At 61.3% G+C, this 23,799-nt stretch carries 15 protein-coding genes; 3 read left to right on the forward strand and 12 right to left on the reverse strand.

Annotated features, from left to right (window positions below):
• The first annotated feature begins 168 nt into the window (after positions 1-168).
• The 3 genes from K6T12_RS13620 to K6T12_RS21765 all read left to right on the forward strand — a co-directional run bounded on the left by K6T12_RS13620 (position 169) and on the right by K6T12_RS21765 (position 1,300).
• On the forward strand, positions 169-564 hold the full coding sequence (locus K6T12_RS13620) for a MerR family transcriptional regulator (protein WP_222223418.1): 396 nt from the start codon (positions 169-171) through the stop codon (positions 562-564).
• 95 nt (positions 565-659) lie between these two features.
• Positions 660-1,058 (forward strand): organomercurial transporter MerC, encoded by a 399-nt coding sequence (gene merC, locus K6T12_RS13625; RefSeq protein ID WP_255611727.1) that lies wholly within the window; start codon positions 660-662, stop codon positions 1,056-1,058.
• Complete coding sequence (locus tag K6T12_RS21765) at positions 1,055-1,300, forward strand: GDCCVxC domain-containing (seleno)protein (RefSeq protein WP_315853607.1); 246 nt, start codon at positions 1,055-1,057, stop codon at positions 1,298-1,300. The genes merC and K6T12_RS21765 overlap by 4 nt, the downstream gene beginning before the upstream one ends.
• A 542-nt stretch (positions 1,301-1,842) precedes the next feature.
• Here the strand turns inward: K6T12_RS21765 and K6T12_RS13630 are convergent.
• The 12 genes from K6T12_RS13630 to K6T12_RS13685 form a co-directional block, all read right to left on the reverse strand.
• Entirely contained in the window at positions 1,843-2,577 is a 735-nt protein-coding gene (locus K6T12_RS13630; RefSeq protein ID WP_222223420.1) for an anti-sigma factor, read from the reverse strand.
• The gene (locus K6T12_RS13635; RefSeq protein WP_222223422.1) at positions 2,562-3,101 is read right to left on the reverse strand and encodes a sigma-70 family RNA polymerase sigma factor; all 540 of its coding nucleotides are present in this window, start codon (positions 3,099-3,101) and stop codon (positions 2,562-2,564) included. The genes K6T12_RS13630 and K6T12_RS13635 overlap by 16 nt, the downstream gene beginning before the upstream one ends.
• A 68-nt stretch (positions 3,102-3,169) precedes the next feature.
• Positions 3,170-3,892, reverse strand: coding sequence for a hypothetical protein (locus K6T12_RS13640; RefSeq protein ID WP_222223424.1), 723 nt, complete (start codon positions 3,890-3,892; stop codon positions 3,170-3,172).
• 519 nt (positions 3,893-4,411) lie between these two features.
• Complete coding sequence (locus K6T12_RS13645) at positions 4,412-5,113, reverse strand: glutamine amidotransferase-related protein (RefSeq protein WP_222223425.1); 702 nt, start codon at positions 5,111-5,113, stop codon at positions 4,412-4,414.
• Positions 5,114-5,134: 21 nt separating this feature from the next.
• Positions 5,135-6,304 (reverse strand): iron-containing alcohol dehydrogenase, encoded by a 1,170-nt coding sequence (locus K6T12_RS13650; RefSeq protein WP_222223426.1) that lies wholly within the window; start codon positions 6,302-6,304, stop codon positions 5,135-5,137.
• Positions 6,305-7,334: 1,030 nt separating this feature from the next.
• Positions 7,335-8,726, reverse strand: coding sequence for an aldehyde dehydrogenase family protein (locus K6T12_RS13655; protein WP_222223427.1), 1,392 nt, complete (start codon positions 8,724-8,726; stop codon positions 7,335-7,337).
• Between the two features lie 87 nt (positions 8,727-8,813).
• A complete protein-coding gene (locus K6T12_RS13660) occupies positions 8,814-10,193 on the reverse strand; it encodes a glutamine synthetase family protein (RefSeq protein WP_222223428.1) in 1,380 nt (459 codons plus the stop codon).
• Between the two features lie 182 nt (positions 10,194-10,375).
• Positions 10,376-11,815, reverse strand: coding sequence for an ethanolamine permease (eat, locus tag K6T12_RS13665; protein ID WP_222223429.1), 1,440 nt, complete (start codon positions 11,813-11,815; stop codon positions 10,376-10,378).
• A gap of 477 nt (positions 11,816-12,292) precedes the next feature.
• Positions 12,293-13,033: a DUF4197 domain-containing protein gene (locus K6T12_RS13670; RefSeq protein ID WP_222223430.1), complete on the reverse strand. Its 741-nt coding sequence runs from the start codon at positions 13,031-13,033 to the stop codon at positions 12,293-12,295.
• A 532-nt stretch (positions 13,034-13,565) separates the two neighbouring features.
• Complete coding sequence (locus tag K6T12_RS21705) at positions 13,566-20,102, reverse strand: DUF4214 domain-containing protein (RefSeq protein WP_222223431.1); 6,537 nt, start codon at positions 20,100-20,102, stop codon at positions 13,566-13,568.
• Between the two features lie 211 nt (positions 20,103-20,313).
• Positions 20,314-23,085, reverse strand: coding sequence for a hybrid sensor histidine kinase/response regulator (locus tag K6T12_RS13680; protein WP_222223432.1), 2,772 nt, complete (start codon positions 23,083-23,085; stop codon positions 20,314-20,316).
• Entirely contained in the window at positions 23,085-23,786 is a 702-nt protein-coding gene (locus K6T12_RS13685; RefSeq protein ID WP_222223433.1) for a response regulator transcription factor, read from the reverse strand. Before K6T12_RS13685 ends, K6T12_RS13680 begins: the two co-directional genes overlap by 1 nt.
• Positions 23,787-23,799: the final 13 nt, after the last annotated feature.

Consider the following 23,799-nt stretch of genomic DNA (forward strand, 5'->3'; position numbering starts at 1 on the left):
TGAACGGCGATTCCGGAAATTGGGCACAAGTGTTCAGCTTCGGCCGGAATGGGTGTTCACGTTGAACCAGAATCGGTGTTCACGTTCCGCCGGAATGGCTGTTCACGATGGGCCGGAATATGCAAGTAATCGGTATCATCAACCAATCAGCTTTAACAGTGGAAAACCATGCGCAAACTGACCATCAGTGCAGTCGCAAAGCAAGCCGGAGTTGGCGTCGAGACGATCAGGTATTACCAGAGGATTGGCCTTCTCGCGGAACCGGTGAAACCCGCTGCCGGCTACCGTACCTACAGCCAACGGGATATTCGGCAGATCCATTTTATCCAGCGCGCCAAGCAGCTGGGCTTTAGCCTTAAAGAGATCAAGGTGCTTCTTTCACTTGAGCAGGGGGACTGTGACCGGACCAGGCAACTGGCCACCCATAAGCTTGCTGATGTGCAAAACAAGATTCGGGACCTCAAGGCGATCGCCACCACGCTCGAGCAGCTGATAACCTCCTGCGAACGCAACGAATCCGGCAGCTCCTGCCCGATCATCGACGCCATCTCAGATAAACCGTAGCGCAGGCTTGCGTCCGTACCCGGGTACGGAGTTTATAGTCTATATATGCAAGGCTTTCTTTGAGGGGATCGGTGACAGCTATGCAGCTATCAGCGTTGAGCGAAAAATTGGGCACACTGGGGGCCGTCGTCTCGGCGATGGGGTGTGCATCATGCTTTCCGGTACTGGGTGCCCTCGGCTCCGCACTGGGAATGGGGTTTCTGGCGCAGTTCGAAGGGGTCTTTATCAACCGGTTGTTGCCGCTGTTTGCGGCTGTTGCGCTGCTCGCCGCATTGGCCTCCTGGTGGTCGCACAAACGGCATCTGCGCGGCATGCTTACCAGCGCCGGGCCTGTTATGGTATTGGCGACCTTATACCTGTTCTGGACCAGTGCCTGGAGCACCTACCTGTTCTACGCGGCGCTGCTGCTGATGTCGACGGTGGCGATATGGAATCTGCTGTCGCCGCCACAACGGACCTGTCAGCGAACGGCAATGCACAAGGAGGCAAAATGAGCGATAAGATCCGCCTGAGCTCGACCATCCGCTGTCCAAACTGTGGTCACGAAAAGACCGTGACCATGCCAACGGATGCCTGCCAGTGGTACTACGAATGTGAAGCCTGCGGCACGCTGCTTAAACCCCTGCCTGGCGACTGCTGCGTATTCTGTTCATACGGCACCGTGCCATGCCCGCCGATCCAGCAGGGTAGCCACTGTTGCGCTTCAATAGCCTCCGGGACAAGTAAATCCAGCTGACACCCACGGAATACCTGATTTGGGTATTAGCTGTACTCGGAGAGTTTGAGATGACTGTAGATAAAAATATGCGCTGGGTAGCACGAGCTTTTGGAATTGCTTTTAGTGTGTTCTTGTATCAATTGATATTTGATGGTTCGTTTTCATACAACACCATGGGGCGAGAGATTACGGTCACAGTGAACAGTAATCCGGTAAAATTCTATTTCGCCATAATTTGGTGTTTTGTTATGTTGCCTGTCTGTGTCTATTTTGGGTTTATAGCTAAACTAAAGGACTAAAAATAAAACGGCTAACAAGGTAGTTAAAAGGTCGGGCAAAAGATAGTACGCTTTGTTCGCTTCGCTCAAAAGTATAGCTTGCTACCTTTATCCGTTTATTGCGGCGCTATCAGCCAAAACGACATCGTCCAACTGCAAGGGTTCTCCGCGATTAGAGCACCCAGTTAATCAAAGCGCCGGATCATGTCGACGCTGGCACCTCCTGTACCTTCAGTTCCGGCCCGCAAGATCGCGGGCCGCTCTATCCCAGACAGCAAACGCTCAACCGGGTGTGGCCCGATCCTCCCAGGGGCTCAGCTGCAGACAGGGGCCGCGGAACAGGACCGGGCCATCGGGTGAACTGCCCCGTGTAACCAGCAGTTCACGGCTGTTCTTGATCGCCAGCCACTCCGGTTTGCTGAGCAGCCGGGTCGATTGCGCTTGGGCCAGGGCGCCCAGTGCGGTGATTTCGCCGCTGTCGCGGTCGATCGCCCAGAGGTTCAGGCCGGCCAGCTCCTGCCGGTCCAGCCGTTCGTTCCACTGGATATGCAGGTGCGAACGGCCGGGGGCGTCGCCCTTGTAGGCGGTGATGATCATTGTCGGCTCCGCCTGGGCGGATACCGGTTGCATCATCGCCATATAGTTGACCGCCTGCACGCTGGTCGGCGTCGGTTTCAGCAACAGGCCCAGGCTCACAACCAGCAGCAGCGCAGTGGCCAGGCGCCAGACCGACAGCCGTGCCCAGAAGCCGGTTTTGCGGGGTGTTGCGGCACGGTTGCTGTCGAGCTGCGTCTGAATGTTCCGCCAGACCCGCTCGGGTGCTTTGACGGGGGCCAGTTCATCGTTGATCTGATTCATACGGTCCTGCCAGGCGTAGACAAGGGCTTCTAACTCCGGGTCCTGTCGCATCAGCCGCTCGCAACGGCGTCGTACCCGTTCAGACAGGGTACCCAGCACGTAGTGGCTGGCCAGGTGCTCGCGCACATGCGGTTGCCGGTATCTCAGGTTTCCAGGCATTGATGCAGCTCCTTTAATCCCCGGCGAATCCAGGATTTCAGTGTGCCCAAAGGGGTTTGCAGCCGTTCAGACAGCTCCGCGTGGGTCAGACCGTACAGGTAGGCCGAGACGATGGCGGTACGGGGCTCTTCGCGGATCTTTCGCAGGCAGCGGCTGAGGTCATGGTGCTGCTGCCAGAGCCCGCTGTCATCGCCAATCAGCTGGCCGATCAGCGGGTCGTCCGAGCTTTCCGGGCGTCGTTCCGAGCGCCTGATCCAGTCGATGGCGGTGTTGCGGGTGAGCTGGCAGATCCAGGCCCAGGCACCGCCCAGATCGCTGCGGTAGCTGTCGGCATTGCGCCATATCTTGGCATAGCTCTCCTGAAGCGCGTCGGCGGCCAGCTCCCGGTCCGGGATGATCTTCAGCGTCAGCGCGTACAGCCTGCCGTTGGTCAGCCGGTACAGCTCCTCGAAGGCAGGGCGGTGTTGCAGTTTCACCTGGGCCAGACAGGCTTCGACCTGACGGTTCCATTGGTCCGGATGCAATTGCGAATCCTCGTCAGACCGGCCGGCACGGGGCCGACCGGTGGTTGCTACGTTCCGTTACCGGACGCTCAGTTGCCGGGCTGGTGCGCCAGGTGCCAGACACCTTTTACCCCGTCGCCGCTGATATCGCCGGGCTTGCTGTCCTTGATCCAGGTGTACAGCGGCTTGCCGTTCAGCGCCCACTGGTAGCTGCCGTCGCGGCGTTCGACGATGTTGAACGGGGCGCTGGCCTTGGCGTTTTGTGCGGCCTGCAGCGGCGGCCATAGGGTGGCACATTTGCCGTAACAGTTCGACTCTCCCGCCTTGTCCTTGTCGAAGGTATAGAGGCTCTGCTGGCGGTTGTCGGTCAGTATGCTGGCGTTTGCGGTTTGGTATACCTTGACCGGCACCTCATCGGCGCGCGCCACGAACCAGATGTTTTTCACGCCGTGACCTGTGGTATCGCCTGCCTGGCGGTCCTTGATCCAGCTGTACAGCGGCTGGTTTCGGTAGGTCCACTGTCGGCTGCCGTCCTTACGTTCGATCAGTCCGAACTCGCCGCTCGGCGCAGCATCGCCGCTGGCAATGAACGGCGGCCATTTCTCGGCGCAGGGGCCGTAGCAGTTGGACTGGCCCGGCTGGTCCTTGGCAAAGGTGTACAGCGTATTGCCATCGGCGGTGCGCCATACCGATCCCAGCTGGGTGTGCTGTACGGCGGCAGGCGCCTGGCTGGCCTGCTCGGGGGCATTGGAGGCGCAGGCGGCCAGAGAACCGGTGAGGAGCAGCGGCAGGAGAGGCTTGATCGATTTCATAGAGTGTTTCCCAAGAGTTGAGGTTTGTATCTGAGGAAACGTCGGCCGGATGCATTTGGATGCAGGGGGGCGGAAAATTTTTTCTCGATCCCTTTATCGGGAGTTGCCGGCGATGCCGGTTCTCTATGAGTGCCGCCTACAGAAAGAAGGTGATATGAGGGCGACACCCGCAAGCCATGCCAGAACGGTCGTGGCTGAAGCCCTTCCTACAGGGGCCGAGCCGTGCCACACCCGCCGCGGTCGATACCCAAGGGGCATGCCAAGCCCACTGCTACAGGGTTTTTGTCGTAGCAGCCCGCTCCGAGGGCGACACGCGAAGGCCGTGCCGCACCCGTCGCGGTCGGTACCCAAGGGGCATGCCAAGTCCGCTGCTACACGGCGACACCCGCGGACTGCGCCACACCTGACGAGGCTGTCGTTATCTAAAGGAAGGCCTAAAAGAACGCGAACCGGATTGCCGAGCCCCTCAGCAGAGACAATCCGGTTCGCAAAGAGTGCCGGCAGTGCGCCGGCGGAGGGTCAACTTTCGAAGAAGTTAATGATCCACTGGGTGGTGGTCAGGTCATCGACCTCCGCATCCAGTGAATGCAGCGCTTCACGCACCCGGTTGGCTGGAATCCGGTCCCGCCGGGTTTTGGTCAGTGCCGCGGAGTAGGCCCGGGAAAACTCCGGGTGCCCCTGGATGCCGAGCATGTTCTTGCCGACCTGGATCATGTAGTACGGGCAGAACTGGCTGGACGCCAACACCTGGGTGCCTTCCGGCAGCAGGGTGACCTGATCCTGGTGGCTGACCACCAGATCCAACTCCGGCTGGTAGGGTTCCATCCAGCCCCGCTCATGGGTGATCTGGTTGAACGACACGCCGCAGCCCCAGCCCCGTTCCGACAGTTCGACCCGGCCACCCAGCGCCTTGGCCAGCAATTGATGGCCGAAGCAGATGCCGACATACTTCTTGCCGGCCTGGTGCAGCCGGCGCACGAAGTTTTCCAGCTCGTCGACCCAGGCCAGCCCGTCATTGACGCCATGCCGGCTACCGGTAGTCAGGTAACCGTCGCACTCGTCGAGATCGGCCGGGTATTCGCCCTTGCGTACGTCGTATACCCGGAACTCCAGGTCGTCCCTGACCTGTCGCAGAAGCTGCTCGAACATCTGCGGGTAGTTGCCGAACTCGGGCTGAAGTTGCTCAAGTACGTCATCACACTGCAGGATGCCAATAATCATAGGATTCTCCATCCGTCGGGTTCAGAGTTCACCGCGTACAGCCTGGCGACAGATATCGGCGTACTGTTCGGCAGTGAACTGGATCGGGTTGCCGCCGGCGCTCGGATCTTCGGTCGCCATCTGGCCCACCTTGTCGGCCTGGCTGTCGTCGATGCCGATTGCGCGCAGGTTGTGCGGGATGCCCACCTGTTCACGCAGTGCCAGCACCCAGTTCAGGAAGCCGTCGAAGCTGGCGTCTTCCAGGCCCAGGTAACGTGCGCTGCGCTCGATGCGTTCTTCGATGGCGTTGCGGTTGGCTTTCAGCACGTACGGCATCAGGATCGCGTTCAGCATGCCGTGGTGAGCGTCGTACAGCGCGCCCAGCGGGTGGGCGAGGGCGTGCATGCCGCCCAGGCCTTTCTGGAACGCGGTGGCACCCATCGCCGAGGCGACGATCATCTGCATACGCGCTTCGATGTTCTGGCCGTCTTCGACGGCTGTCGGCAGGTACTCTTTGACCAGCCGGATACCTTCCACGGCGATACCTTCCGCCATCGGGTGGTAGAACGGCGAGCACAGCGCTTCCAGGTTGTGCGACAGGGCATCCATACCGGTGGCGGCGGTGACTTTCGGCGGCAGGCCGACGGTCAGCTCCGGGTCCAGGATCACCAGCGACGGCAGCATCTTCGGATGGAAGATGATCTTCTTGATATGGTTCGCGTCATCGGTGATCACCGACGCGCGGCCCACTTCGGAGCCGGTGCCGGCGGTGGTCGGTACCGCGACGATCGGCGCGACGCCGGCTTCGTTGACGCGGGTCCAGTTGTCGCCGACATCTTCGAAATCCCACAGCGGACGGTCCTGGCCGACCATCAGTGCCACCGCCTTGGCGGCATCCAGACCGGAACCGCCACCGAAGGCGATCACGCCGTCATGGTTGCCGGCCTGGTAGGCGGCCACGCCATCCATCACGTTCTGGCCGGTCGGGTTGCCCTTGATGTTGCTGAACAGGCCGCAGTTCAGGCCGGCTTCACGGCACTGCTGAACCGCCGCTTCCACCATCGGCAGGGCGGCCAGGCCCGGGTCGGTGATCAGCAACGGCGCGCCCATGCCCAGCTGTTTGCAGCAATCGGCCAGCTGGCCGATGGTGCCGGCGCCGGCACGGATGCTGTTCGGATAGTTCCAGTTACCGCTCAGGTTTTCGTAACTCATGCATATCTCTCCTCGGGAACCGGCGTACATCGCGCCGGGCCGTTTGTATTTTTCTGCGTTGTCGGACGTCATGTGGACGGCCTTCATTGTTTCAAGTCGGGTCGCGCGTTGTAGCAGCCCGCTCCGAGGGCGATCGGTCAGGGAGCCGGTTAGCTGCCCCAAGTCTCGGTCGGAGCCCGCTGCTACGCTTCCGTACCTTGTAGCAGCCCACTCTGTGGGCGACCGGTCAGGGGGCCGGTTAGCCGCCCCAAGTCGCGGTCGGAGCCCGCTGCTACGGTTCCGTACCTTGTAGCAGCCCGCTCCGAGGGCGACCGGTCAGGGGGCCGGTTCGCCGCCCCGGGTCGCGGTCGGAGCCCGCTGCTACGGTTCCGTACCTTGTAGCAGCCCGCTCCGAGGGCGACCGGTCAGGGGGGCGGTTAGCTGCCCCAGGTCGCGGTCGGAGCCCGCTGCTACGATTCCGTGCGTTGTAGCAGCCCGCTCCGAGGGCGACCGGTCAGGGGGCCGGTTCGCCGCCCCGGGTCGCGGTCGGAGCCCGCTGCTACGGTTCCGTACCTTGTGGCAGCCCGCTCCGAGGGCGACCGGTCAGGGGGCCGGTTCGCCGCCCCGGGTCGCGGTCGGAGCCCGCTGCTACGGTTCCGTACCTTGTAGCAGCCCACTCTGTGGGCGACCGGTCAGGGGGCCGGTTAGCCGCCCCAGGTCGCGGTCGGAGCCCGCTGCTACGGTTCCGTACCTTGTAGCAGCCCGCTCCGAGGGCGACCGGTCAGGGGGGCGGTTAGCCGCCCCAGGTCGCGGTCGGAGCCCGCTGCTACGCTTCCGTACCTTGTAGCAGCCCGCTCCGAGGGCGACCGGTCGGGGAGCCGGTTAGCCGCCCCAGGTCGCGGTCGGAGCCCGCTGCTACGGTTCCGTGCGTTGTAGCAGCCCACTCTGTGGGCGACCGGTCAGGGGGGCGGTTAGCCGTCTCAGGTCGCGGCTGAAGCCCCTCCTACAGGAGTTCGTCCGTGCGCGACCTAATCCCTTAAAAAACAATAAATTAAACGCTTTTCTTAACGTGGAACGACTTCGGTCGGGTCAGGTGTTCGTAACCCAGCGTCGATAGGGTGCAGCCGCGGCCGGAGTTCTTGACGCCGGTCCAGGCCAGTGCCGGGTCCAGGTAGTCGCAGCGGTTGACGAAGAAGGTGCCGGTGTTGACCTGCTCACCGATCGCCACGCCGGCTTCGATATCCTTGGTGAATACCGAAGCGGTCAGGCCGAACTCGGAATCGTTCATCAGGGCGATCGCTTCCTCATCGCCGTTGACCTTCTGGATGCCGACCACCGGGCCGAAAGACTCTTCGGTCATCACCCGCATGCTGTGATCCACCTCGGTCAGCAGCTGCGGTGCCAGGTAGGCGCTGCCCGGCTGGTCCAGCTCGAACAGGGCCGGATCGATCTGTGCCTTGGCGCCCTTGGCCACCGCGTCGGCAACCTGCTCGCGTACGAAGTCGGCAGCGGAGGCGCGCACCAACGGCCCCAGCGTGGTTTCCGGATCGTCGGAGCGGCCCAGCTTGTACTGCTTGACCAGCTCGACCGCCTTGGCGACAAACGCGTCATGGATGGACGCATCCACGTAGATCCGCTCGATACCGCAGCAGGACTGGCCGGAGTTGAAGAAGGCGCCGTCGATGGTGGTTTCCACCGCGTGGTCGATATCGGCATCGGCGCGCACGTAGGCCGGGTCCTTGCCGCCCAATTCCAGACCGACACCGATAAAACGACCGGCAGCGGCTTTCTCGACCATCGCGCCGCCCGGTACCGAACCGGTGAAGCAGACATGGTTGACCTGCTCGGCCTGGATCACCTGCTCGGTGTCGGCATGGGACAGGTGCAGGTACTGGAATACGCCTTCCGGCAGGCCGGCGGCTGCAAACGCTTCGGCAATCCGCTCGGCGCACAGCGGTGTCTGTGCGGAGTGTTTCAGCAGCACGCTGTTACCGGCCATGATCGCCGGCACGATGGCGTTTACAGAGGTCAGGTACGGGTAGTTCCACGGGGCGATCACGAACACCACGCCCAGCGCTTCGCGCTTGATGTAGCGGTCGAAGCCTTCCTTGTGCGGTACCTGCACCGGCGCCAGCGCCTGTTCGGCGGCGTCGATCATGTAGCGGGCACGTTCTTCGAAACCACCCACTTCACCGGCGCCGTAGCGGATCGGCCGGCCCATCATCCAGGACAGCTCCTCGCCGATCTGCTCCTTGTTGGCGACGAAGGAGTCGACCATCTTGCTGCAGATCGCGGCGCGCTCGGCCAGCGGTACCTTTTTCCAGCTCTGCTGGGCGCTGGCGGCCTTGCTCAGGGCCTGGCTGATCTCATCCTGAGAGGCGTAATCACGGGTAACGTAAACGGAGCCGTCGATCGGCGAAATCGTTTTCAGCTGGTTGCTCATTTGAATTTCACTCAACTAAACAGGGTAACTTTTTAAACCGGATAATACGGGTCAAATCGGGGTGGCGGGGCGCCCCCGCCACCGGCATCAGATAATTTCGAAGTAGCGTTCCAGCTCCCAGTCGGTGATGTGTTTGCGGAACTCGCGGCCTTCCCATTCGCGGGTGGCGGCATAGTGTTCCACAAACTCGTTACCGAACAGTTCACGGGCAACCTCCGACTGGCGCAGTGCCGTGGATGCGTCGAACAGGGTCTGCGGCAACGCCAGGCTCTGCGGGTGCTGCTGGTCGTAGGCGTTACCTTTGACCTGGGCTTCCGGCTCCATCTCATGCTCGATGCCGTACAGGCCGGCGGCCAGCGAGGCGGCCAGGGTGATGTACGGGTTGGCGTCGGCGGAGCCGAGACGGAACTCGACCCGTTGAGATTTGGCGGAACCCGGAATCACGCGCAGGGCGGTGGTGCGGTTCTCGACACCCCAGGTGGCGTCGGTCGGCGCCCAGAAGCCCGGAATCAGGCGCGAGTAGGAGTTGACGGTCTGCGCCATCATCACCAGGAACTGCGGCATCAATTTTTGCTGGCCGGCGATGAAGTGGCGCTGCTGCTTGCTCATGTTGTACGGCTGGTCCGGATCGTAGAACACCGAGCCGGAACCGTCCTTGTTGTACAGCGACATATGGATGTGACCGGACTGGCCCGGGTAGTCGTTGGACCACTTGGCCATGAAGGTGGCCATCATGTCGTTGCGCTGCGCCCAGACCTTGGTGAAGGTCTTGAACAGCGCCGCCTTGTCGGCTGCGTCTGCGGCGTTGTCGACTTCGATCGCCGCTTCCAGTACGCCCGGGCCGGTTTCGGTATGCAGACCTTCGATCGGGAAGTCCATCTGCTCGCCCAGCTCCAGCAGCGAGTGGTACAGCTCGGCGTGGGTTGAGCCGCGCAGTACGGAGTAGCCGAAGAAGCCCGGGGTGATCGGCTTCAGGTTGCGGAAGCCCTTCTCGCGGATGGAATCCGGCGTTTCGTTGAACAGGAAGAACTCGTACTCGAAAGCGGCCTTGGCGCTGAAGCCCATATCGTCCGCTTTCTGCAGTACCCGGCTCAGCAGGTTACGCGGGCACAGCTTGGCGGCTTCGCCGTCGAACTCGCACAGGAACAGCAGCATGCCCGGCTCGAACGGAATGTCGCGGCAGCTGTGCGGCAGCACCCGTACCGGCGCATCCGGGTAACCGGTGTGCCAGCCGGTGTATTTAACATCGGTGTTTTCATACAGCTGGTCGTTGGAATCCCACCCCAGTACTACGTCACAGAACGCGAAACCGCTATCCAGCGAGGAGAAGAATTTCTCGCGGCTCATGTACTTGCCACGCATGATGCCGTCGATATCGTGCAGGCCGACTTTGACGTATTTCAGGCCACGCTCTTCAACGATTCGCTTTGCATCGGCGACGGTTTTGACATCTCTTGGGTTCATCATCTTGGGTGCCTTCTTATAGTTGTTTGAACCAGATTGCAGGAAGGGATCTGTTTCTTATGAAAATCAAATCGCTTTCTGGAATCCGCTTGTTTCAGGTTTCAGGTTTCAGGTTTCAGGTTTCAGGTTTCAGGTTTTTGGGCGGGCTGCCACCCCGGCGGGGTGGCAGCACCTGCTTATATCGCTTAGTTGGACAGCTCGGCTTCCGCCTGGGCGATCGCTTCGAACTCCTCTTCCGGTGCCTGGGCAACCAGGTGATGCCGGCTGTAGAAGCCGAAGTAGGCCACCATGATGGCGTAGAACACCGCACTCCACAGGGCCGCTTCCTGGCTCACCACGAAGGTGGACGCAAAGGCGATGATCGACAGGATGAACGCCACGCCGGAGGTGAAAGTACCGCCCGGAGTTTTGTACGGACGCTCCAGTTCCGGCTCCTTGTTACGCAGGATGATGTGCGACAGCGTCATCATCGCGTAGGAGATGGTGGCGCCGAATACCGCCATGGTGATCATCAGGTCACCTTCGCCGGTCAGCGACAGCAGGAAGCCGATCACGCCCGGTACCACCAGCGCCATGGTCGGCACCTTGCGCTCGCCGGTCACCGACAGGAAGCGCGGCAGGTAGCCGGCACGGGACAGTGCGAACACCTGGCGGGAGTAGGCGTAGATGATCGAGAAGAAGGAGGCGATCAGGCCGGCCAGGCCAACCAGGTTGACGAAGGTGGCTGCGGTGGAGTCTTCACCGTAAACCGCCTGCAGCGCGCCAACCAGCGGTGCGCCGTGGTCTTTCATCGCATCGGCGCCGGCGATACCCGGGGCCAGGAACAGTACGCAGCCACCGAAGATCAGCAGGATGATCATCGCGGTGATGATCCCCTTCGGCATATCGCGGGCCGGGTCTTCGGTCTCTTCAGCGGCCAGCGGCACGCCTTCCACCGCAAGGAACAGCCACATCGCGAACGGCAACGCCGCCCAGATACCCATGTAGCCCTGCGGCAGGAAGCTGCTGGAACCGGCCACGTCCGGGTTGGGGGCGATATCGAACAGGTTGTCGACACTGAAATACGGCAGCGCACCGAAGATGAACACCAGGATCGCCGCAGCAGCGATGGCGGTGATCACCATCATGATCTTCAACGCTTCACCGGCGCCCCACAGGTGGATACCGACGAAGATGGCGTAGAAGGCGGCGTAGACCATCGGCCCGTTCCAGCCGAACAGTTCGTTGACGTAACCGCCAATGAAGATGGCGATAGCCGCCGGTGCGATGGCGTATTCCAGCAGGATTGCGGTACCGGTCAGGTAGCCGCCCCAGGGGCCCATGGCACGTCGTGCGAAGGAGTAACCACCGCCGGCAGTCGGCAGGGAGGAGGAGAGCTCAGCCAGAGTGAGCACCTTGAAGGTGTACATGATCGCCATGGCGATAGTGGCCAGCAGCATGCCGCCGAAGCCACCCTGTTCCAGACCGAAGTTCCAACCGGCGAAGTCGCCGGAGATCACATAGGAGACCCCCAGGCTCGCCAGCAGGATCCAGCCGGCCGCACCTTTTTTCAGCTGGCGCTGCTGAAGGTAGTCGTTCGATACCTTCTCATATTCGACGGAGCTACTCGCATGTGTATCTGCCATCTTATTCGTCCTCGTAGACTTGTTTTTATTGTTTGCATCGGCCATCGGCGCGATACGGGACACAGCACATTGATGGCTGCATTCGGCTCCACAGCTCATCAACGCGATAGAACCATCCTAGTGGAGCCTGCCGAGCGATGACAAAGCAGGATCAACAGGAGCGTTGGGTTACTATCGTATTTTTTAATAGTTTATTAACCTATTGAAAATAAATGGAAATGTCGATGCTTTGCGGTGCTTTTAAAGCGCCCGAAAACAGTGCGTGTTAGCGTAAGCCGGGCAGTTTTGGGGCGTGAATGAAGAAACCGTCATCTTGCCGACAGTCAGCATCGATTTTTTTGATAACGAGCCATTAGACTTTGGTCTTGGTGCGGCCTGATCCAGGCCATGGTCAGGTGATAGACCGCAAAAGCGCAGGGTGTCGATTAGAAGCGCCCTGATGGTAGGTTGGTGGTGAACATAGCGAACCCCAACACCCTAGCTACCCCAGAGCTGCTTCAATAGCTCGGTGGTACGGGCGGCCGGGTTCTGGCGGATCAATTTCTCCTCCGCCGCCAGTTTCAGGAACAGCCCATCCAGCGCGGACTGGGTGACATGCTCGGTCAGGTCCAGCTCAAGCGATTGGCCGACCAGCGGCAGTGACGCCGCCTCGCTGGCCAGGGTGTTGTAGTAGCGGGTGGCGCCGACCTGGTTCAGCGAATCGCTGATCACCGGGCGAAACAGTTCGGCAATCTGCGGGCCGGTCTTTTCGCGGAAATACTGGGTGGCGGCATCGTCCGGCCCCTGGTAGATCCGCTTGGCATCCTCGAAACTCATCTGCTTGATCGCATCCAGCACCAGCCCGGTCGCCTGGGGCGCCGCCTGCTCGGCGGCGCGGCTGAGGCTGGTGTCGAACTGATCGACCAGGTCGGCCAGGCCGTACTTGCGCAGGATGCCGCTGATGGTTTCGATACTGGCCGGCAGCGGGATGCGGATCTGGCTGTCGTCCAGATAGCCGCCCGGCTGGGCGATCCGCTCGATCGCCCGTTCGCTGCCGACCGCCAGCGCCTCTTTCAAACCGTCGATCAGGGTGGCGTTGCTCAGCTGCTGACCCTGCTCAGCCGGTTGCTGTTGCAACAGACTGCCGGCCGATTCCTTGGCCTTGTCCAGCAGATCACCCCAACCGGCCTGGCCGGATAACGGGAGTAACAGTAAAGCGGCAGCGAGTACCTTGCGCATTGGAGAGGTCCTGGGAGGGGATGGAGGTACTCTCTATTCTAGAGCAGTCTGCTGCGATGGCGGGTTGTTCAAAGAAATCTCATCGCCGGATTGGAGGCTCATGAATAGTGGGTACAGTTACTAGGCGAAAATATCGATCATTTCTCTGTATGTCTGACGCACTACGCGGGAGGCGCGCCCCGCCAGGTTCGTCAATCCGGCGAGTCGCTTGATAACCGCCTGCGGCGGTGGCGCCCCGGGTGACGCCCTACATTTGATCCGCCGAGCCTTGTTGCGCCGGCCAGTTGGTAGGTTGCGATTATAAGCCTGTAGCAGCGCGCTCCGCGCGCGATGAATGCTATTTACGGAATCGAAAAACCTTGGATTACGACACCCGAAGCGCAGATAAAGACCGCTATGTCGATACTTAACAGCATGGTGCCTCGAGCCGCGGAAACTTGTAGCCCAGGATTAAACGGCAAGGCACACAACTGTGATGTGACTTAAGAAAGGGGCGTCGGAAGGCCGCCCCTTGATGGATAGCTTTCCGTTTTCAGACTGAAAGCAACTCCCAGGAGGCGCCAAGCACATACAGGGTTACTAGGTCGGTGTGGTTATACACATCATAGGTTTTCCCATCGATCGCGACATTGCTTACCAGACTCCAGCCGCTATCGGTAGTTCTGAAGCTGTCTTCACCGTCTCCGACGACCATCAGCTGGTGACGACCGGCGTAATCGCCGCTGGCTTCGAAGGTGTTAAAGCCAGCCATATCGATCACATCGGCCGCCGTCAGCATCAGACGGTTATCGCCCGCGCCGGTCAGGTCGATTTTCTCGACACTGTCGATACGGCTACCTCCGGTGGGGTTGGCGCCGGCCTGGTTGGCGATAGCGGTGAGGTCCAGTGTCAGACCGCTGCCCGAGAGTTCGAGGGTGTCGAGTCCGCTGCCGCCGTCGATACGGGCCAGCTGGCCGTCGTTGCCGCCTTGGCCGTAGTTCGATTCAAGCGCGGTGATCATGGTGCCATCGATAACGAAGCGGTCGTCGCCCGCACCGCCATAGAGTACGCTGGCGGCGGTGGCGGTCAGGCTGTCATCGCCAAGCCCACCGACCAGGGTGGCGGCGCTGCCGCCGTCACTGAAGCTGTCGTCCTCTGCCGTACCCAACTGGTCCACCGCCGTTTGGTTGAAGGCGCCATCGGTGGCGCCGAAGATTACATAGCTTTTGCCGGCGTTTGAGGTATTGTTCGGGGAAGCGTATGGGGCGCCGACGATCAGGTCGGCCAGGCCGTCGCCGTTGACATCGCCGGCCGCGGCGACGCTCCAGCCGCTGCTGTCGTCTGACGCCTCGCCGTTGATCGCGAAACCGCCGTCGCCGCCGGCGATGGTAGCCAGATCGATGGCATTGGTGTTATCCGCCTTGCCGAATACCAGATAGCTTTTGCCGGCGTTTGAGTTACCATTCGGGTCTGCGCCTAGGGCGCCGACGATCAGGTCGGCCAGGCCGTCGCCGTTGACATCGCCGGCCGCGGCGACGCTGTAACCGCTGTTGTCGTCTGCCGACTCGCCGTTGATTGCGAACCCGCCTGTGCCGCCGGCGACGGTAGCCAGATCGATGGCCTCGGTGTTATCCGTCTTGCCGAATACCAGATAGCTTTTGCCGGCTTCAAAGCCACCGTTCGGGTCAGCGGATGGGGCGCCGACGATCAGATCGGCCAGGCCGTCGCCGTTGACATCGCCGGCCGCGGCGACGCTCCAGCCACTGTTGTCCCATTCCGCCTCGCCGTTGATCACGAACCCGCCGTCGCCCATGGCGGAGAGATTCACAGCGGTGTTATCCGCCTTGCCGAATACCAGATAGCTTTTGCCGGCGTTTGAGGTATTGTTCGGGGCAGCGTATGGGGCGCTGACGATCATGTCGGCCAGGCCGTCGCCGTTGACATCGCCGGCCGCGGCGACCCTGTAGCCACTGTTGTCCCATTCCGCCTCGCCGTTGATCACGAACCCGCCGTCGCCCATGGCGGAGAGATTCACAGCGGTGTTATCCGCCTTGCCGAATACCAGATAGCTTTTGCCGGCGTCTGAGTTACCGTTCGGGTCAGCGCCTATGGCGCCGACGATCAGGTCGGCCAGGCCGTCGCCGTTGACATCGCCGGCCGCGGCGATGCTGTGGCCGCTCAGGTCGCCTTGCGCGTCGCCGTTGATCACGAACCCGCCGTTGCCATTGGCGATCTCGGCCAGATCGACGGCATCGGTGTTATCTGCCTTGCCGAATACCAGATAGCTTTTGCCGGCGTTTGAGGTATTGTTCGGGTCAGCGTATAGGGCGCCGACGATCAGGTCGGCCAGGCCGTCGCCGTTGACATCGCCGGCCGCGGCGACGCTCCAGCCACTGTTGTCGTTTTCCGCCTCGCTGTTGATCACGAAACCGCCATTGCCATTGGCGACCTCGGCCAGGTCGACGGCATCGGTGTTATTCGCCTTGCCGAATACCAGATAGCTTTTGCCGGCGTTTGAGGTATTGTTCGGGTCAGCGTATAGGGCGCCGACGATCAGGTCGGCCAGGCCGTCGCCGTTGACATCGCCGGCCGCGGCGACGCTGTAGCCGCTGGTGTCGCCTGCCGCCTCGCCGTTGATCACGAAACCGCCTGTGCCGGCGGCGATTGCAGAAAGCTCGATGGGGGGCGGTGGGGTGATGGTGACCGTGCCGTTGGCGGCCGATGACAGGTTACCCGTCGGATCCACTGTGTAGACCTTATAGCTGCCATCCACCAAGCCCGTTGCCGCCAGTGCGGTATCGCTGTTGGCGGCGGTGATTGCCACGCTGTTCCACAGATCGTCGTTAGCGTCGGTGATATCGGCCAGCTTGGTTACCGTAACGTTGCTGTTGACCAGGTAGGCGGTACCGATCTCGCTGCTCTGCATGGTGGCACTGCCGCTGTTGTTGATGGTGGCGGCGGTGACGGTGGCGGTCGGGGCGACGGTATCAACCAACTCCAATGCAACGTAAAGGGTATTGGGATAGCTGTCTTCGTAGTCCTGGACGAAGCCATATTCCATGTAGATACCGGCGTGGCCCGAATTCGACGGTGTGGCCGACCAGTAGACGGAGAAGGGATTCCACCCCGAGGGAGTACCGTTGAGGTCAAAACCCGTCCCCGTGCCATTATAGGCGTCCCAGATCGCCAGCAGGCCGTCGTAGGTGCCGTTGGGTTCGCCGGCCGGGTTGTTACCGACCGCAGTGCCGGGGCGAGAGTTCTCGGTAAGTGGTGACTCGCCGATGGTCGGCAGCGCCAACTTGACGCCGTTCAGCTCGGCATAGCGGTAGGTATTGTCGGTGTCCACGTTTTCGTACAGGCCGTCATTATTGTTATCGGTCGCGCCCGTTTTCCGATTTCCATCAATATCGAATACAAAAATACTGTCCAGCTCATCGTGCGTGGCATCGTCCTTGCCGCCGTTCAGGCTGCCAGTGTTGGCGCTGGTGCCGTCACCGGAGCGGTCCCAGTGGTAGTACCACTTGCCATCCACATTCACCGGGACGATCAGCTTGCCGTAGTCGCCCAGGTCGATAATCGGCGGTGCCGGCACGGTAAAGACCGCATTGCCGGACGCTGGGTTACCGGCCGTATCTTCAACCTTTGCCGCCGTGAAGGTCAGCGTATCGTTCACCGCCACGGTCGTACCGTTGCCCAACGTAAGTTCGAAGGTGCGGGCATAGCCGTCAACGGCATCGCTCGCCGCCAGCGCGGCACCCGTGCCCAGGCTGTGGCTGTTGCTTACGGTGAGATCGCCCGCAGTCAGGCTGGCCACCTTCACCGGTTCATTGAGCTTCAGAGTGATCTTGTCGCCGACGCCGTAGCTGCCGTCCTCGGTGCCGCTGCCCGCCGCTATCGGCGTGGTGGCATCAACCGTGGGTGCTGTGCCGTCCACGGTCACGCTGTTGGTCGAGGCGGCACTGAGATTGCCCGTCGCATCCACCGTGTAGACATTGTAAGTACCCTCGCTTAAGCCCGTTGCCCCCAATGCGGTATCGCTGTTGGCAGCGGTAATCTCGACGCTGTTCCACAGGTTGTCGGCGGCGCTGGTAATATCGGCCAGTTTGGTTACCGTGACGTTGCTGTTGACCAGGTAGGCGCTACCGGTCTCGCTGCTCCGCACGGTGGCAGTGCCGCCGGGTTGAATGGTGGCGGCGGTGAAGGTTACGGTCGGAGCGACGGTATCAACCAACTCTAACACAACGTTCATATTGAAGGCGTCGTGGTCATCGTGGACGGTGCCAACGTTCAGATTGATGAAGGCGTGGCCCGAACCCGATGGTGTGGCCGACCAGTAATTGCTGGACTTCCAGTCCGAGGGGGCGCCGTTGATTATAGTATTCGTTTCTGTGCCATTATGGGCATCCCATATCGCCAGCAGGTCGTCATAGGTGTCGTTGGTTTCACCGTTTGGGGTGTTATTGACTGCCGTGCCGGGGCGAGGGCCCTGGATTACCGACGATTCGCCCATGGTCGGCAGTGCCAGTTTAACGCTATTTAGCTCGGCATAGCGGTAGGTATTGTCGGTATCTACGTTTTCGTACAGGCCGTCATTATTGTTATCGGTCGCGCCCGTTTTCTGATTGCCATCAATATCGAATACAAAAATACTGTCCAGCACGTCATGGCTGACAGTGTCGTAACCGTTATTCAGGCTACCGTTGTCGGCGCTGGTGCCGTCGCCGGAGCGGTCCCAGTGGTAGTACCACTTGCCATCCACATTCACCGGGGCGATCAGCTTGCCGTAGTTGCCCAGGTCGATAATCGGCGGTGCCGGTACGGTAAAGACCGCATTGCTGGACGCTGAGTTACCGGCCGCATCTTCAACCTTTGCCGCCGTGAAGGTCAGCGTATCTTTCACCGCCACGGTCGTGCCGTTGCCCAACGTAAGTTCGAAGGTGCGGGCATAGCCGTCAACGGCATCGCTCGCCGCCAGCGCGGCGCCCGTGCCCAGGCTGTGGCTGTTGCTTACGGTGATATCGCCCGCAGTCAGGCTGGACACCTTCACCGGTTCATTGAACTTCAGAGTGAACTTGTCGTCGGCATCGTAGCTGCCACCCTCGGTACTGCTGCCTGCCGCTATTGGCGTGGTGGCATCAACCATGGGTGCGGTAGTGTCCACTGTCACGCTGTTGGTCGAGGCGGTGCTGAGGTTGCCCGAGGCGTCTACCGTGTAGACCTTGTAAGTACCATCACTCAAACCTGTTGCCGCCAGTTCGGTATCGGTATTGGCGGTAGTGATGGCAACACTGTTCCACAGATCGTCGTTGGCGCCAGTGATATCGGCCAGCTTAGTTACCGTGATGTTGCTGTTGACCAGGTAGGCGGTACCTTTTTCGCTGCTGCGCACGGTGGCGCTGCCGCTGCTTTGGATGGCGGCGGCGGTAACGCTGGCGGTGGGGGCCTGGGTGTCTGGCGCTGGACCGGGATTGGGGGTGGGTTGCGGCTTGGGCTGGTAAACCGCGCCGGTGCCGTCGCCGACCGACAGGTTATCGGCTTCGTCGTCGATGGCATCCTGCAGCGTGCTGTCGGTGGTGCGGTCCTTGACGGTGCTCAGGTCATTGTTTTCCGCGCCGCTCTCCAGCTGCTCTTCGATCTCCTCGGCTACGCGCTGCACCTGGGCGATCTTGACCAGCGTGCTGCCCTGATCGGCGCCGCTGGCGACGGCGTCATCGATCGATTTGTTCAGCTTGGCGATGCTTTGGGCGCTGTCGTCGGCCAGGGCGTCGACGCGCGCCTGCTGGGTGCTGTCCGCGCCGGTTTTGCCGGCGGCGGTGCTGAGCAGCTGTTTGACGGTATCGGCGTCGGCCAGGTTCAGCGGCGTGTCGGTCGGCGTCTTGAGCAGTTCGGCCACGGCGGCGACCGCGGCTTCGCTGCCGGCGGCTTCGTCGGCCACCAGGTCGGCGCCGTCCAGCAGCGCGGCGGTCTGGCTCAGCAGGGTGTTGACCTGGGCGGCGGCGGCCTGCACCTTCAGCGCCTGGCCGGTGGCCGCGCTGTCGGTATCCGTGCGCAGCGCTTCCTTCACCGGGTCGTAGTTCAGTAGGTCGATACCGGAATCGAGGCCGAGTTTGCTGGCCAGGGCGGCCTGGGCATCGGCGACGGCGGTGCTGCTGCCGGCATTGCTTTTCGCCAGGCTGTCGATCAGGGTGGTCAGCGGGTTGATCACCTTGGCGCCGGCCGGCGCGCTCATGCGGCCCTCGAACGGCGCACCGGTGGAGATGTCGGTACCGCCGGTCATGGTCAGCTCACCGAAGCCGGCGTCTTCGCCGAAGTCAAAATGACCGTTTTCATCGGTGATGCGGGTTTCCACTCGGGTGGTTTCGACGCCGTCGATCACTTCGGTTACCGTCAGGGTGACGGTGGCACCACTGAAATAGCCGTCGACTACCACGCCATCCTTGGAGAGCCCCGGTACGTCGACACCGCTGTACTCTTCGTTGGCATACAGCTTGGTGATCTCGCCGACCGGGTTGTCGCTGGCCAGTACGCTGTCGATCTCAGCCTGGCTGGGCTCGCGCCCCAGGATGCCGGCGTATTGGGCGATCACACCGATATCGTCCGACTTGGCTTCGATCAGCTCAGCGGAGTTGGCAAAGCTGGCCAATACCTCGGCACGGCTGGAACCCTGGTTGGTCAGCGCGTCCAGCCAGAACGCTTTGCCGTCGGCATCGGGTGCGCGGTCGAAGGTGTGCTGGTAGAGCAGATCGAGAAAGGCGCTGTCATCCTCGGCGGCGCCGTACAGCGTCTGGGATTCGTCGGAAATCATGAAGCTGGCGCAGATATCGAGCAGCGAGGCGCCGTTCTGGGCCTGCTGTGCCCAGAAGTTCAGTCCGCCGGCATCGGGGATACGGTCAAAGGCGGCAAAGTAAAGCCGGGCGACCGGCGCCACGACTTCGCTGAACTCCTGGCTGTCGATCAGCACCTGAGTCAGCTCGGCGGCGTTCAGCGTGCCGCTGTCCAGTTCGTTCTGCCAAAAGGCCTTGCCGCCCTCATCGGCCGGGCGGCCCAGAATCTGTTCGTATAGTTGGTCGATAAAGGTCGCGGTGGCCATCGGTGTTTCTCCCTGATACCGGTTGTGAATGCAGTACCCAAACAGGCGTTTTACACCGGCGATGTAAACCTGGTGTAAACGGCGCGGGGAGATTTGCAGGTTTTCTAGGTATTTTTCAGAGAATTCGAGCGGATTCTGCGGAGGCGGGCTCAATCCGCGACCGCAGTTGCGGATTGAGCCCTGTCCGGGAAGGGAAGCAGAAGGAGGCTTGTCAGTGGAGTGGCGGCGAGGGCTGCTCTGACGAATGCTCGGACATCAGCGTCAGGTATTGCCGGAACAGGTTGTCGCTCAGCGCCGGGTCCTGGCTGAGAGCGGCGTTCTCCAGTTGCCGGGCCAGCTGCATCAGCGTGGTTTGTCCCAGCAGTCCGGCGCCGTTGGCCAGCCGGTGTGCGGCCTGGGCCATGTCGGTCAGCTGGCCTTCGGCTTGGGCGGCCCGCAGTTGTCGGTCGGCTTGCTGAAGCGCGTCTTGCTGCTGGGCGATCAGCTGCTTCAATTCCTCGGGTGTCAGGTAGCCCTGGTATTCGTTCGGCGGCGCCGCGTCCTGCGATGGTTCGGCATGGGCGGTATCCGGCCGGCGGTCGCGATAGTGAGCAAGGGCGCGGTACAGCGCCTGCAGGCGCAGGGGCTTGCTGACCCAGCCATCCATCACGGTGTTTTCGCACCGTTCGATCACCTCGCGGGTGGCGTTTGCGGTCAGTGCAAAAATGGGGGGCAGTTCGGCGCCCTGGCGGTGTTGCTGCCGGATCAGGCGGGTGGCTTCGAAACCATCCATTCCCGGCATCTGGAGGTCCATCAGCACCAGGTCGAATGTTTGCCGTGCCAGGGCATCGGCCGCTGCCTGGCCGTCGGTCACCGCCATGACCTGATGGCCGTCGTGCTGCAGCAGTTTGCCGATAATGTCGCGATTCTGGGCGGTATCGTCGGCCAGCAGTATCTTTAATGGTGCGGGGGCGGGCGCCGGTCGCTCCGATTCGATCGGTATCGTTTGCGGGGGCTGCAGGTTGACCGTAAACCAGAAGACGCTGCCGGTACCGACATCGCTTTCCAGGCCGATATCTCCACCCATCGCCTCGACCAGTCGCTTGCAGATAGCCAGACCGAGGCCGATGCCGCCTTGTCGTCGGCGGATGCTGTTGTCGGCCTGTTCGAAGGGTTGGAAAATGCGCGACTGCATCTCCGCCGGGATGCCGCGGCCGGTGTCTTCGACGGAGATCATCAGGGTAGTCGGCTCGGCTTTCGCGTCCAGCAGCCCGGCGTACACGCGGATCTCGCCCCGGTCGGTGTATTTGATGGCGTTGTTGATCAGGTTCGCCAGTACCTGGCGGATGCGGACGGGGTCGCCAATCGCCTGTAGGGGCAAGTCGTTTATCGATAGTGACAGGCCGAGCCCTTTTTCATCCGCCAGCGACTGCGTCAGTGTCACCGCCTCCCGGATCACGTCGGCCGGCTGAAAGCGCTGTTGTTGCAGGCTGACCTCGCCCTTTTCCACCTGGGACATATCCAGCACGTCGTCAATCAGGGCCAGCAATTGCTTGCCCGCGTTGTCCACGGTGTAGAGCAGCTGTCGGTTGTCCGGCGTCAGGCTGGTTTTGTCCATCAATTGGGTCGCACCCAGCACCGCAGTCATCGGGGTGCGCAGTTCGTGGCTCATCATGGCCAGGAATTCACCTTTGGCGGCGCTGGCCGCTTCGGCCTGCTCCTTGGCCAGGTTCAATTGTCGGGTGCGTTCGGCCACCTGGTGCTCAAGCGACTGGGTCAACTGTCGTTCGGCATCCAGGGTACGCTGTTGGGATTGTTCGTGCTCCCGGCGCAGCAGGTTGTAACGGTCGGCAAAGGAAACGGCAAACAGCGGAATGATACCCAGCAGCGTCACCAGCATCTCTGATTCACTGAGAATATGGGGGATGACCCCCATGACGCCGAAATTAAACAGGGCGGCCGTCAGGATGAAGATGAACAGGGAGAGCAAGAACATGCGGGCAGCGCGATTCCCCTTGTACATCACGGTGATGCCTGCGGCGAGCGCAGCGATCAGATTCACTGGGGTTATCAGCGTGATCAGTTGGGAAGCCGTACGGATGTCCGCCCAGAGACAGACTCCTGTCATTAGCAGTGTGGTGATCAGCAAGCCGTTCAGTATTCGCCACCAGCTCCGACTGAATTGTCGGGTCTGCAGGAAGGCGGTCGAGAACGCCAGGTAGAAAAAGTTGGTGACCGCAATGCTGATGGGGATGAGGCGCATGGCCAGGTCGCTGTTAAGACCGCCGGCATATTGGAGGATTAGGCCGTTGAAGGCGGCAAAGTAGGTCAGAAACGAGAGAATAAACAGACTGAAGTAAACATAGAGTGCTTCACGCAGCACGAAGGTGACCAGTAGATAATAGATTCCGATGCCGAGGAGCACGCCACAGAGCAGCACCAGCAACATGGTTTTCTGATCGGTTGCCGCCCTGAAAGCCGATGGTTGCCAGACCTTCGGGGAGAGATTGACGGAGGTGTGGGTATTGATTTTCAGGTAGACGGTGCGCGTTTGGCCCGGCCTGATGGTGACCGGGAACAGGTTGGCGCGATGTTTGATCGGCCGCTGACTCACCGGCGTTGAGGCGCCCAACTGCAAGGGCTGCCAGTTTCCCGCGCTGTCTTGCTGATACAGGATGATGCTCTGTACGCGTGAATGGTCGCCTTCGATCCACCAGTCGGAATGGGCGCTGTTATTGTGAATCTGCAGGCGCGCCCAGATCGTATCGTGGGTGTAACCGATACTGCGGCTATCGCCGGGAGGGCTGGGCGAGAAAACCACCGGGCTGTCCGGCGCGGTAATCGCCTCGATGGTAAGTTCCCCGGCCGGCGCTTGCAGCAAGCCAAGTTCTGCGCCCACGACATAGCGGGCCTGGGTATCTGTCAGCGTCAGTGCCGCCTGTTGCGCATGGAGATTAACGGGCAATAGCAGCAACATCAGCAGGGCATAGAGCAGGATTCGCATTATTTGGTCGCTTCGAGGCGGTAGCCCTGTCTAGGGACGGTGATGATGTGGCGTGGATTGGCCGGGTCCGGCTCGAGCTTTTTCCGCAAGCGTGAAATCAGTACATCGACGGTTCTCGGGTGGCCCTCGCTTTCGCCGCGGGTCACCGCCTCCAGCAGGCTGTCTCGGCTGACCACATGGCCTTGGGCGGCGAACAGCCGTTTCAACAGGTCAAACTCGCCGGGGGTTAGCTCAACGGCCGTGCCCGAGTCCATGATCAAGTTGGAAGTGCTTGGATCGAGCACCCATGGGCCAAAAGGGGGCAGGGCATCCGCTTCCTCCGCTCCCTCCGCTGCCGGCGCGCGCCTCTGACCGGACAACAGACCCTGTACCCGGTGCAGCAGCTCGCCCGGGTGGAAGGGTTTGATCAGGTAATCGGTGGCACCCGCCTCGAAGCCCTCGAAGCGCTGCTCCGGCGTATTACGCCCGGTCATCACCAGAATGGGGGTGGCTCCGGCGAGGCTTTCGGCATGAACCAGCTGCAAACCGTCACCGTCCGGCAGGTTCAGGTCGATGATCAGCAGATCGAAGGCGGCTGTTTCAAGCGCCTTGCGTGCTGCCTGAATCGTTGTAGCAGCGGTTGTTTGGTATCCGTTCTTACGTAATACGGTATCACAGAGGTAGCGAATAGCGCCTTCGTCCTCGACAAGCAGAACATTCATGTACTTATTTACT

It is taken from the genome of Marinobacterium arenosum, assembly GCF_019795155.1.
GTDB lineage: Bacteria > Pseudomonadota > Gammaproteobacteria > Pseudomonadales > Balneatricaceae > Marinobacterium_C > Marinobacterium_C arenosum.